General features: G+C 45.1%; 7 protein-coding genes. All 7 read left to right on the top strand.

Annotated elements, in window-relative coordinates:
- Nucleotides 1-6: 6 nt before the first annotated feature.
- The 7 genes from AB6735_RS11495 (at nucleotide 7) to AB6735_RS11525 (ending at nucleotide 13659) form a co-directional block, all read left to right on the top strand.
- Nucleotides 7-1077 carry an AI-2E family transporter gene (locus AB6735_RS11495; protein ID WP_370996070.1) on the top strand — a complete coding sequence of 357 codons (1071 nt, stop codon included), beginning with the start codon at nucleotides 7-9 and terminating at the stop codon, nucleotides 1075-1077.
- Between the two features lie 123 nt (nucleotides 1078-1200).
- A complete protein-coding gene (gene cysQ, locus AB6735_RS11500) occupies nucleotides 1201-1986 on the top strand; it encodes a 3'(2'),5'-bisphosphate nucleotidase CysQ (RefSeq protein WP_370996071.1) in 786 nt (261 codons plus the stop codon).
- Nucleotides 1987-2183: 197 nt separating this feature from the next.
- The gene (locus AB6735_RS11505) at nucleotides 2184-4133 is read left to right on the top strand and encodes a M1 family metallopeptidase (RefSeq protein ID WP_370996072.1); all 1950 of its coding nucleotides are present in this window, start codon (nucleotides 2184-2186) and stop codon (nucleotides 4131-4133) included.
- A 563-nt stretch (nucleotides 4134-4696) separates the two neighbouring features.
- Complete coding sequence (locus AB6735_RS11510; protein WP_370996073.1) at nucleotides 4697-7714, top strand: SusC/RagA family TonB-linked outer membrane protein; 3018 nt, start codon at nucleotides 4697-4699, stop codon at nucleotides 7712-7714.
- 11 nt (nucleotides 7715-7725) lie between these two features.
- On the top strand, nucleotides 7726-9228 hold the full coding sequence (locus AB6735_RS11515) for a RagB/SusD family nutrient uptake outer membrane protein (RefSeq protein ID WP_370996074.1): 1503 nt from the start codon (nucleotides 7726-7728) through the stop codon (nucleotides 9226-9228).
- A gap of 127 nt (nucleotides 9229-9355) precedes the next feature.
- Nucleotides 9356-12337: a glycoside hydrolase domain-containing protein gene (locus tag AB6735_RS11520; RefSeq protein ID WP_370996075.1), complete on the top strand. Its 2982-nt coding sequence runs from the start codon at nucleotides 9356-9358 to the stop codon at nucleotides 12335-12337.
- A 5-nt stretch (nucleotides 12338-12342) separates the two neighbouring features.
- The gene (locus AB6735_RS11525) at nucleotides 12343-13659 is read left to right on the top strand and encodes a DUF3472 domain-containing protein (protein ID WP_370996076.1); all 1317 of its coding nucleotides are present in this window, start codon (nucleotides 12343-12345) and stop codon (nucleotides 13657-13659) included.
- Nucleotides 13660-13667: the final 8 nt, after the last annotated feature.

Below are 13667 nucleotides of genomic sequence, written 5' to 3' on the forward strand. Positions count from 1 at the left end.
AACCATATGGCCCAAAATCACAAACAGCCTGCAAAAGAAACTGTCGAAAAAGAACTCACTTATATCCAAAAAGTATGGCACACCGTAGCTATTGTAGCCCTGCTGGTAGTGGTGATATTGATAGCCCGGGTAGCGTTTAATGTACTGCTGATGGTGCTGGCGGGTGTGCTGGTATCGGTTTATTTTCATGGCCTTGGCGATATGATACAGCGCAAAACCAAATGGAGCCGGCGGGCCTGTATGATCATATCCATAGGAGGTACCTTTATTATCCTCACGGTTTTATTTTGGTTTATGGGAGCCAAGATCTCCAAGCAGATCACCGTATTGAGCGATTCTCTACCCCAAACGGTCAACACCGTTAAAGCAAAGCTGTCTGAATATCCTCTGGGCAATAAGGTGTTATCGTATCTGTCTGACGATAATTCTGACAAGCTGTTTGCTACCGCCAAGCAGTTCTTTAATACCAGTTTTGGTGTTTTGGGCAATATCTATATCATTATGTTCCTGGCTATGTTTTTTACAGCCAATCCCAATTTATATAAAGACGGCATCATTAAACTGATCCCTGCAGACCGTAAGGAGGTAGGCCACTGCGTGATCGACCGGATCAGCACGGCACTCAAAGGCTGGCTGAAGGGTATGATGCTCTCGATGGTGCTGGTGTTTATTTTGATAGGTGTGGGTTTAAGTATTATGAGCATCCCGGTGGCGTTGGTACTGGCCCTGCTGACGGGCTTGTTAAAACTGATCCCCAACTTTGGCTCGCTGGCCGCCATGATCCCAGGCGTATTGCTGGCGCTTACTATAAGCACTAATACCGCCGTTATTGTAGCGTTGATTTATATTGTTTCGCAAACCATTGTGAGCAATATTGTAACCCCACTGATTCAGAAAAAGATGATCGACCTGCCGCCGGCCCTCACCATATTGTCGCAGGTATTAATGGGTACACTTTCGGGCGTACTGGGTATTATACTGGCCGTGCCGCTACTGGCTATTGTAATGATATTGGTTGATGAACTGTACGTGAAGAAAATCGAGGCGGAAGCGGAACTTTTGAGTTCGGAGTCCTGAGGTTTGTTTGCGTCAGTATTAATAAATCATGTCATTGCGAGGAGGAACGACGAAGCAATCTCGTAGCTATTTTTGCGAATGTTGAATTTTTATCCGATCATTAAAACAGCATATCCATCCAAAATGATTTTTACCTACCAGGATCTGGAACCTATCGATCTGACCCAAGTTAACCAGATAGCCAAAGAAGCCGGGGCTGCCATACTCAGCATTTATAATCTGTCGCCCGAAAATATTGGGCTCACTTTGAAAGACGACCAATCGCCGCTTACAGCTGCGGATAAGTTGTCGCATGAGGTGATATTCAATGCCCTGACCGCCTTAACGCCGCAAATCCCCATTATTTCTGAGGAGGGTAGGGATATCCCCTACGAAACCCGCAAAAACTGGCCCTATTTCTGGTGTGCCGACCCGTTGGATGGCACTAAAGAGTTTATTAAGCATAACGGTGAGTTTACGGTGAACATCGCCCTTATCCATCAAAATACCCCGGTTTTGGGCATTATCTACATCCCCGTTACCGGCGAATTATATTACGGTGGCCAAAACATCGGCAGTTGGAAAGAGAGCCGGGATGGAACAACCACCCACCTGCATGCCGATGTAAGCAGCACCGGTTGGATAGCTGCCGGCAGCCGCTCGCACGCCTCGCCCGAAGAAACCGCTGTGCTTAGCCAGTATCCTGTAAAGGAAACCATTTCTGTAGGTAGTTCGCTTAAATTTTGCCTGATAGCCGAAGGGCGAGCCCATATTTATTATCGCCATGGCCCTACCATGGAATGGGATACCGCTGCCGGGCAGGCCATAGCCACATTTAGCGGTGCAAAAATGACTTTGCTCAATGGTGAGCCCTTCCTGTACAACAAGGTATCGCTGCTTAATCAGGGGTTTTTGTGTAAGGTTAAATAGGTGCTAAACTATTGCCCTCAGGCCGCAAAATATAGGTATTGAAAATTAACTGATCTTAAAGTAATTAGGGCCATAACAAACGTTTGTGTTGAATTAATTATTAAGGCTGCGTGAGTTAATCATTAATTTCATCGATAGTAAACAGCAACAAAAGGTTTGGGCCCTGCTTAAAATATCAATGTTATTTAAATTATAGTATGAAACTTAAACACATCAATTTATGGTTTTTTTGTGCGGCGATGATGCCATTTTTGGCCATTGCCCAAACCAAGCCGGCCTATAATGAACTCCAGGTTTTCGATCATTCATTTTTTACCTATAACGGTAACGAATTTCGCAGTGCGAACGGTGCACCAGGCCCCAAATACTGGCAAAACAAGGCCGACTATGTGATTAATGCCGAGCTGATAGAAAAGGATACCCTGATTAAAGGCAATGTAAGTATCAACTATACCAATAACAGCCAGGATACGCTCAATTACCTGTGGCTGCAGCTGGATCAAAATCTGTTTAAGCCCGATTCGCGCGGAGCAGCCTCAACCCCGGTTAGCGGCGACCGTTTCGACGCCAAAGGATATACCAAGGGGGGCTATGATATTGGCGCGGTTTCGGTTACCTATATGGGCAAAAAATATGTGATCAAACCTACTATTACTGATACGCGCATGCAATTACGCCTGCCCTTTGTGGTAAAGCCCCATGGTGATCAGATCAACGTAAAAGTTGACTACTCCTTTTATGTACCCCACTATGGCGCCGACCGCATGGGGCGTTTAGGGGTTAAACAGGGCGTGATCTACCAACTGGCGCAATGGTACCCGCGTATGTGCGTGTATGATGATGTGAATGGCTGGGATACTTTACCTTATATAGGTACTGGTGAGTTTTACTGTGAGTATGGTAATTATGATTACTCGATTACCGTTCCTGCCGATTTGATCGTAGCCGGTTCCGGCGATTTGCAGAACCCGCAGCAGGTATTAACTGCTGAGCAAAATAAGCGCCTGGCTGCCGCCGCTAAGAGCGATAGTTCAGTACACATTATTACCGGGGCCGAAGTAGGCACGGCGGGCATCAGGCCAAAACAAGGAGGGACGTTAACCTGGCATTATAAAATGCACAATACGCGCGATGTATCCTGGTCGGCTTCAAAAGCATTTATCTGGGATGCTGCAAGGGTTAACCTGCCAGGTGGCAAAAAGGGAATGGCCAATGCGGTTTACCCGGTTGAAAGTAGAGGTTATGACCGCTATGGTCGCGCGGCGCAATATTTAAAAAACAGTATTGAGTTTTACGCTCAAAACTATTTTGAATATCCCTGGCATTCGGCATTTGTGGTGGCGGGTGTAGCATTAGGTATGGAATATCCTGGAATTGTTTTCTGTAGCTACGAGATCAAAAAGGACGATCTGTGGCATGACATTACGCATGAAATGGGCCATAACTGGTTCCCGATGATTGTGGGCAGCAATGAGCGCCGCTTTATGTGGATGGACGAAGGGATGAACACTTTTATCAACGGATATGCCTCTAATTGGTTCAATCACGGCGAATATGGAGATACCAGCAGCATGGCCGTACGTATGACCCGCAGTCTGATGCACGAAAAAGACCCACTGATGACTCCGCCCGAAGTAATGCACGATGGCGGCCAGTATTATTACAAAACCGCCTTGGCCCTGAATATTTTACGCAATGAGGTTTTAGGCGCCGACAGGTTTGATTATGCGTTCAATATGTACATCAAACGCTGGGCCTACAAACACCCGCTGCCAGAGGACTTTTTCCGCACCATGAATGATGCCTCCGGCGAAGACCTGAACTGGTTTTGGAAGGAATGGTTTTACACCACCTGGAAGCTTGATCAGGCGGTTACCGATGTGAAATATAACAAAAATGACCCTACAGCTGGTGCTATCATTACTATTGAGAATTTAGGAGAAATGGCCCTGCCCATTACTTTAAAAGTGACTGAGCAAAGTGGTAAAGCTCAATTGATCAAACTTCCGGTTGAGGTATGGCAAAAAGGGGGCAAGTGGAAGCTGAAATGTAATACCACATCAAAAATAACCTCGGTCATAGCCGACCCGGGCAGGCAACTGCCGGATATTGACCGCAGCAATAATATCTTTAAATTGCCTGAGTAAAATTCAAATCAGATTAAGCGAAAAGATATAAATTGAGCGGAATATCCGCTTAAAAAGATACCGGATCAGTTTGGGCTTTGGAACCTCCATTCAACCCGAACTGATCATTTATACACTGACGAAAGCTCCCCAGAATGTACGGACAAAGTGTATCGTTATATAGCACCTTTATTGAAGGCATCATAAGCACAATGGATTATCGCTAAGGCAACCTGCCCGCCTGTTACCACTTAAAAATGTGCCTGTTACGTCGCCAGAAAATAAAAAGTTTTTACCTGTTTACTCAAAACAGGAAGCTTTTGAACTATAACCTCCAATTATATCAGCCTGTAAAGACAAAAAGCCTGCTCCCGGCGGGATCTTTCTGACAGATGCCCTATGTATTTTATTGTTTATCAAACGTTTGTGTTGCTTAATCTTTTGTAAAACAAACGTTTGCGTGGTGTTTAGGGGGCTTCAATCTTGCTTTGTTTAGGCCATATTTCTAATTTCCAATATCCAAAAAAACATAAAAAAACCGACTGGAAATTTATTGACCAACTAATAATTAACACCAACAATGTATGATTAAAATTTACTCACAACCTGGCCCGGATTTCATGCAAGGTATTTTTTCAAAAGGCCGCTCCTGCGTTAGTCCTTTTTTAAAACTGGTTTGCTGTTATCTGTTTATAATGTTACCAACCTGGGCCAATGCCCAAACGGTAATTAATGGTACCGTAAAAGATACCAAGGGTTTGCCCGCCATTGGTGCTACAGTATCCGAAAAAGGAAATAAAAACACCGCTGTAACCGACATCAACGGTAAATTTAAATTAACCCTTAAAGGTAAATCTGGAATTTTAACGGTAACCTATATAGGATATAAACCGCAGGAAGTAACGATAGGTTCATCAAATGAAGTATCGGTTGTGCTGGAAGATGATTTGAATAAGCTGAACGAGGTAGTTGTAGTAGGGTACTCCTCTAAACAGGTATCGCAGCTGTCCAGTTCGGTTTCGGTTATTAACGGAAATAAATTAAGGGATGTTACTTCAAATGATCTGGTTAGCCTGTTACAGGGTAAAGCGCCAGGCGTAGTGGTATCATCCGCATCTGGCGATCCTTCGGCAGGGTCCAGCATCCTGATCCGTGGTGCAAGCAGCATCAGCGCAAGTACAAGCCCATTGGTAGTGGTTGATGGCAATATCGGTGGCACCTATAATCCTACAGATGTAGAGTCGGTAACTATATTGAAGGATGCGGCTGCAACTGGCTTATATGGCTCAAGGGCGGCCAACGGGGTAATTATTGTGACTACCAAACAGGGTAAAGCGGGTTTAACCAGAATTGATGTAAACTCGGTAGTTGGTTTTAACAAGGCCACATTTGGTAATTTCCACCTAATGAATTCGCAGCAATTGTATGATTATCAAAAAACATTCCTTACCCCGGATCCATCGGTATTAAATAACAATACCAATTGGCTCGATCTGGCTTTCAGAACCGGCGTTACACAAAATCATACCATTTCTGTTTCGGGCGGTAGTGATAAAACACAGTTCTACGTTTCAGGGAATTATTACAAGGAGCAGGGTACTTTAATTGATAATGCTAAAACAGCTTATAACCTGCGTTCAAACCTCACCACAAAACTAAGCGATAAGGTAAAGCTAAGTGTTTTTCTGAACACCATTTATACCAAGGATAATAATCCAACCAGCCTTTTTACCGGCAATGCGCTGTACGATGCTTATTTAAGTATGCCGTATGACCCCGCATATAATGCTGATGGCACACCAACCGACGGCAGAACCTATCCGGGTTGGGTAGGCCGCGATAAAGAGAACTTTTTACAAGGCTTGCAATATAATTTTGCCAATGCGAAAAGCCTCAACACCAGCGGCGATTTTAATATAGACTATGCCATCACCAAACACCTCAGTTTTGCCACTTATAACCGCGTAACGCTTTATAACTATCGTGATGAAACCTATTACGACACGCGTACTAAGGATGGCGGGGCAAATTCCGGCGAATTATATAACAGCAGTTCGTTCAGCAGTACTTTGTTAACCTCCAACCGGTTAAAGTATGATAACAGCTTTGGCAATCATAATTTAACGTTGCTGGCAGTTGGCGAGGGTCAGAAATATCATTATGATGACCAATACCTGAACGGAAAAGGTTTGCCTGCAGGGAGCCCGGTAATGTCAACCGCTACGGATATTATCAGTAATCCAAGCGGTGGTGTGGATGAGTATAATTTCCGCAAATACCTGGGTCAGGCCGATTATAACTATGCCGGTAAATACTTTTTAGTGGGCTCCTATGTACATGAGTATTCTTCTCGTTTTGGCAGCAACAATCCGAGCGGTAACTTTTACCAGGGCGGGGCTTCATGGATACTGACCAAGGAAGACTTTATGCAAAACGTAAAGGCGATTAATTTCCTGAAACTACGCGCAAGCTACGGAACAACTGGTAATGCCGAAATTGGTAATTACGCGGCTTTAGGCTTATACAGCATTGATCAGTCTGCAAGTTACAATGGGGCACCTGGTTCATATCCGTCGCAAAAGGCTAACCCTAATCTTACCTGGGAGAAAATGAAAACGGCTAACATCGGTTTAGACCTGGGTTTGTTTAACCGCATTGATATTAATATTGATGTGTATCAAAAAACATCAAGCGCCTTATTATTTAAGAAACCGCTGCCGGCAACCTCCGGGTATAATTATGTATTTGAAAACATAGGCTCGGTACGTAACCGCGGATTGGAGATCAACGTGAATTCGCGAAATCTTATCGGCGCTTTTAAATGGGAAACCAATTTTAACATCGCCTTTAACCGCAACAAGGTATTATCCTTAGATGCCGGCGAATTAATGGCTGCACCAGGTGCATCACTACCCATTGCGGTAGGGCATGATATGAATGAATGGTATATGCCGGTATGGGCGGGGGTAGATCCGGCAAATGGTAAACCACTATGGGAAAAATTAGTTACCGATGCCAGTGGTAATGTAACCAAACAAACAACCAGTGTTTATTCACAGGCATCGGCATCTAAACAATTTACCGGTAAATCAGCATCACCTAAATTTACCGGCGGTATCACCAATACCTTTGCTTACAAAAACTTTTCATTAAGTACCTTCCTTAATTTTGTTTCCGGCAACTATGTATATAACGATAGCCGTGTTTATTTTGATAATGATGGTTTATATGATAGCTATAACGCCATGGTACCGGCCAAGGGCTGGACACGCTGGCAAAAACCAGGGGATGTAGCAACCGAGCCTAAAGCTATACAGGGGGGTAATGCCAATTCCAACTCTACTTCAACCCGCTACCTCGAAAATGGCAGTTACCTGCGCTTACGTAACGTTACCCTGGGTTACCAGTTACCTCAAACCTGGTTAAATAGCTTAAAGATCAGAAGCGCCAGGATATTTGTTAGCGGCGATAACCTGGTAACGTTCACCAAGTTTACCGGAACCGATCCGGAAGTAAGCCTGAGTGACAGTGGTATAGGTACGTCGAGTTTTAAATACCCCATCAGCAGAAAAATATTGTTCGGTGTGAATGTTGGATTCTAAAAAAAACGAAAATGAAGATTTTAAAATATATAAAAATAATGCTCATTGTTGGCCTTTTAGGATCTATGGTGAGCGCGTGTAAAAAAGTAGAGCCATCAACCGCTATTGATGAAAAAGTAGCTTTAGGTGATTCCTCGCATATAGCAACGGCTACCATTGGTAATTATGCCGTGCTCAGAAACCCGGATTATGTAAGAAGCGGACATTTCCTGATGGAATATCCTGGTGATAATATAGCACAGGGACAACCTTCATCTGATGATCTTTCACGGTGTTACAGGTATAATCAAATTCCGACCGGGGGGCATGCAACTAATTTTTGGAAACAGGCTTACCACCTGGTTGCAGCTGCCAACAAGATCATAGCCGCTATTCCCGATAACGCCTCAGTTAGCCTGAAAGAGCTTAAAGGCGAAAATCTGTACCTCCGTGCCATGGCCGAATTTAACCTGGTGCGTATTTTTGGCAGGCCATATTCACAAGGCAATGGCAACAACCCTGGCGTACCGATATTAGTAGAAACCAGTACCGATATTGCTCCGGCCCGTAGCTCGGTAAAAGATGTGTATAGCGCTGTACTGACTGATCTTTTAAAGGCGGCCGATCTGATGACATCATCTAATACCAATGTGTATGCCTCAAAAGAAGTGGCTTACGCTTTATTATCGCGCGTTTATTTATATATGAACGATTATCCCAATACCATTAAATATGCCAACCTCGTGATCAATTCCGGTCGTTATGGTTTGCTACAGGGAGGTGATTATAAAGGTTACTTTAGCGGTGTACCCGAAAATAACAAGGAAACCATTTTCTGTATCAAATACACCAAAACACAAGATCAGGGTTTTAGCGCTATTGGCTCTATGTATTACAGCGGGCAGGGGCCAGATGGCACCAGTTCTTTAACCACTCCCGGTGGACAGGGCAATACCGGTTGGGGCGAGATATATGCCTCAAAAACTTATGTAGAAGATCTGGATAAATACCCGAATGACCTTCGTCATAGCTTTATAGCGCCATACACCATTTCGGGTGTTTTACAGTACAACCCAAAGCTAACGCCCAAAACACCGATGTATTACATTACTAAATACAGTTTTCAGGAAGGCATAGTAACCCTGAGTTCGCCGGTATACCTCCGTTTGGCCGAAATGTATTTAAACCGTGCCGAAGCCAATGCTAAATTGGGTAACAGTCAGCCGGCGCTTGACGATGTCAACATCATTCGTACCAGGGCGGGTATACCAACACTTACCCAGGCAACAGCCGGCGATGTATTAAGTGCTGTGCTGGAAGAACGTCGCCTGGAGTTTGCTTTTGAAGGGCAGCGCTCTTATGATCTGTTCAGGAATAATTTACCTATGGTACGCAACTACCCGGGTACACATGCGCTGAACAATACCCCAACAACCAATATTATGCAAACCGTAGCGCCTACAGACCCGCGGGTGGTATTCTATATCCCTCAAACAGAAATTGATAACAATCCAAAACTCACACAAAATCCTTAAAATAACAACGCTTACCATGCTTTAGAAATAGCATGGGTTGGCACAACAAACAGATATTTTATTTATAGTTACATTAGGAGGGGGTAACTCCCTCCTTTAACTTTATATCTGCTGATTTATACATATTATGAAAAAACAGTTTTTCGCTATCTTCTTTCTGTTATCCGGTTTTGCGGCGCAGGCTCAAAAAATACCTTATACCAATTGTAAAAACTGCTGGCTGCCCGATTCGTTGGGGAACCACCGGGTAGTTTTAACTTTTACAGGCACAGGCAAGGCAGCCAAAGCGATAATTCCCTGGAGAAGAAGGGATAACGACCCGGAAAACAAACGGGTGATTATTGAAGATGCCAAAACAAAGCAAAAAATAACCAACGTAAAACTGGACGCCATTACCCGCGAAAGCGGCGAAGTGGTTTTTGAGCCCACATCGGGCGCGGGAACTTACTTTGTATATTATATGCCTTATAAAAATGAGGGCCGGTCCAATTATCCAAGGGGGATCTATTTGAAACCAGAGAACACGGCTTCACCTGCATGGTTAAACAGTTTAGGCGCCAATATCCCTGCGGCCACGGTAAAGGAGTTTCAATCGATAGATGCGTTCAATAGCTTTTATCCCATGGAAGTGATCGCCACCAAAAACGAAACGGATGCGCTGATCAGCAAACATAAAAACGAATCGTTCCTGGTTTTTCCGGAGGATAGGTTAAATTCCATCCGCATGACCAAAGATCTTCCCCAGCGTTGGATAGCACTTGGTCCGCAAAGTAAATATACCGCCTCAGCCCTGCGCGGTGAAAACTTCTCGTTCCAGTTGGGTATATACGCCCTGCAAAACCTGGATGATGTAAAAGTTACTTTCAGCGATCTGAAAAGTACGACTGGTAAAAAAATTCCGGCTTCGGCTTTGTTCTGTATCAATACAGGGGGTACCGCCTATGATGGTTCGCCGCTAACGAAAACGGTAAGCGTAGCTACAGGAACTATCCAGGCCTTATGGTGTGGTATAGATGTGCCTGTAAGTGCCTCTGCGGCTGTTTATACGGGCAAGGCTACCATCAGTATCAACGGCAAAGCATCGAAAGGAATTCAATTGTTGGTGAAAGTGAACCCGGCATTGGCCAAAAACGGCGGCGTTGACGAACCCTGGAAAATGACCCGCCTGGGCTGGTTGAACTCTACCATGGCGCAGAAAAATACAGTGATAGCGCCATACAAACCACTGGTAGTAAAAAATAACACGGTTGAACTGTTAGGCAGAAAAGTGGAAGTGAATACCGATGGTTTCCCCAAACAGATCCAAACTTTCTTTACGCCCGAAATGACCGAATATGCCGATGCACCCAATAATCTGCTGACCGAGGCTATTCATTTTCATTTCCTGAACAACGCGGGTAAAAATATTAAACTAAAAAGTCAGGGCCTGCAATTTACCAAACAGGAGCCCGGCACGGTACAATGGACGGCCACCAGTGCCAACGATAGTCTGCAGATGGAAGTGACCGCTTCCATGGAATTTGATGGTTTTATAGCCTATACTGTTAAGGTAAAAGCCCTGCAGGATGTGAGTTTTAAAGACATTACCATGCATATTCCCTTTAAACGGGATGTGGCCAAATACATGATGGGTCTGGGTCAAAAAGGCGGCTATCGCCCCGAAAATTTTGAATGGAAATGGGATGTAACGCATAAAAATCAGGATGGCGCCTGGATAGGCAATGTGAACGCCGGTTTGCAATATTCCCTGCGCGATGAAAAATATGTTCGTCCGCTCAATACCAATTTCTACCTGCAAAAACCATTGATCCTGCCATCATCATGGGGTAATGGCGACAAAGGGGGTATCAACGTAAAAGACGATGGCAAAGCCGTATTGGCTAACAATTACAGCGGCGAGCGCAAACTGAGCAAAGGCGATGTGTTGTATTATAACTTCAACCTGCTGATCACACCTTTCCATACCATCAATACCGATTTTCAGTGGACTACCCGGTTTTATCATGCCTACAAGCCTATCGATACCATTAAACAGGCCGGCGCTACGGTGATCAATATTCATCATGCTACGGCTATCAACCCCAATATCAATTATCCGTTCATCGCCTGGAAAGCCATGAAAGCTTATGATGATTCGGCACACGCTGCAGGTTTAAAGGTGAAGATCTATAATACCATCCGCGAGCTATCCAACCATGCTTATGAAACCTTTGCTCTGCGTAGTCTGGGGCACGAGATCTATTCGCCGGGTAAAGGCGGCGGGTTCAGCTGGCTGCAGGAACACGTGGGCGATGATTATATTGCCGCCTGGTTTGTACCCGAAATTAAGGATGCCGCCATCATCAACAGCGGTATGAACCGCTGGCACAATTACTATGTAGAGGGTATGAACTGGCTGACTCAAAACGTGGGCATCGACGGTATCTACCTGGACGATGTGGCTTTTGACCGTGTAACCATGAAACGGGTTAAAAGGGTATTGACTAAGGATGGCCACCCTGGTATTATCGATCTGCACTCGGCCAACCAGTACAACAAAAGCGATGGTTTTAACAACAGCGCCAACCTGTACATGGAGCATTTTCCATACCTCAACCGGCTGTGGTTCGGTGAGTATTTTGATTATGAAAAGAACAGTCCTGATTTTTTCCTGACCGAAGTGAGCGGTATCCCGTTTGGTTTGATGGGCGAAATGCTGCAAGGCGGCGGTAACAAATGGCGCGGTATGGTTTATGGTATGACCAACCGTATGCCCTGGAGCGATGGCGCCGACCCACGCCCGATATGGAAAGTTTGGGATGATTTTGGCATCAAAGGCACCAAAATGATAGGTTACTGGGTTGATGATAACCCCGTAAAAACCGACCATGATAAAGTATTGGCCACTATCTACAAAAAAGATGGCGCTGTACTGGTTTCCATAGCCAGCTGGGCGGATACAGATACGGAGATCCAGCTAAAAATCGATTGGAAAAAACTGGGTATCGACCCATCAAAGGCAACAATCACCGCACCGGAGATCAGGACATTCCAACCAGCCAAAACATTTGGTTTGAATGATAAGATCCCGGTTGAAAAAGCCAAAGGCTGGTTGCTGATCATTAAATAAACGATATGATTAATAAAAAACAAATAAGCAGGATATTATACGCCTGCGCGACTTTTGCACTACTGCAATTGAGCAGCCAAGCTACCACGCTCCCGGTAGACAGTATGCTTAAAGTACCGTTGGGCGGCAACGCCTGGCTAAGCAAAAACGGGCAGGCGGCCATTGACAGCGCCGGCCTCATTAACTGGAGCAGCAATACCGACGTGGTGAGCATATACGTGCGCCTGGAGGCAGCTGGTGATCTGAAAATTGCGCTTAGGCTGCAAGTGCCGGAGGGTAGCAGCACCATCAAAGTATCGGCAGGGCAAAGTGTGTTAACCAAAACGGTATCCAATCATGAAACCGCAGTTGTTGATTTTGGCACTGCCCATATTAAAGCTCCTGGCTATCTGCAAATAAAATTGCAGGGTTTAAAAAAGAGCGGCAATGTATTCGCGCAAGTGAGCGATCTGTTGCTGAGTGGTCGGGCTACTGCCAATGGCGCTGAGTATACCAAAGATAATCATGGCAACTATTTCCACTGGGGACGCAGGGGGCCGTCGGTTCACCTTAATTATCCACTGCCCGATGAAGCCAAAACTACTGCCGAATGGTTCTATAATGAAGTGACTGTACCCGTAGGCAACGATGTGCTGGGTTCGTACTTTATGGCCAATGGTTTTACCGGCGGCTATTTCGGTATGCAGGTAAATTCACCTACCGAGCGCCATGTACTGTTTTCTATCTGGAGCCCGTACAATACCGATGATCCTAAAAGTATCCCCGATAGTTTAAAGATCCACCTGTTAAAGAAAGGAGCGGGCGTACACGGCGGGGAGTTTGGCGGCGAAGGTTCGGGCGGTCAAAGCTACATGAACTATCCCTGGGTAGCGGGCAAAACCTACGCCTTTTTGATCCATGCTCAGGCCGACGCCGCGGCTAAAATCACCATATTTACGGCGTACTTTAAACCCGCCGATCAAAGCGGCTGGCAGTTGGTGGCCAGTTTTAAACGACCCATGTCGGGCTTTTATTTAAAAGGATTGTATTCGTTCCTGGAAAATTTTGATCCGGAGATGGGTACTACCGAGCGCCGGGTAAACTTTGGCAATGGCTGGCTGGTAGATACCGCAGGCAAATGGTACCCGCTCACCAAGGCTCTTTTTACCGGCGATGCCACCGCAAATATCAAATACAGAAAGGATTATGGCGGCGGTGTACAGGGCGATCATTTTTATCTCAGAAATTGTGGTTTTTTTAATGATTTTTCGACCTTAAGAAGCGATCTTAGCCGCCCGCAATCAGGCGTTCACCCCAGTATAGATTTTAATAAATTACCGTGAGATTTGTA

Source organism: Mucilaginibacter sp. RCC_168, assembly GCF_041355315.1.
Classification (GTDB): domain Bacteria; phylum Bacteroidota; class Bacteroidia; order Sphingobacteriales; family Sphingobacteriaceae; genus Mucilaginibacter.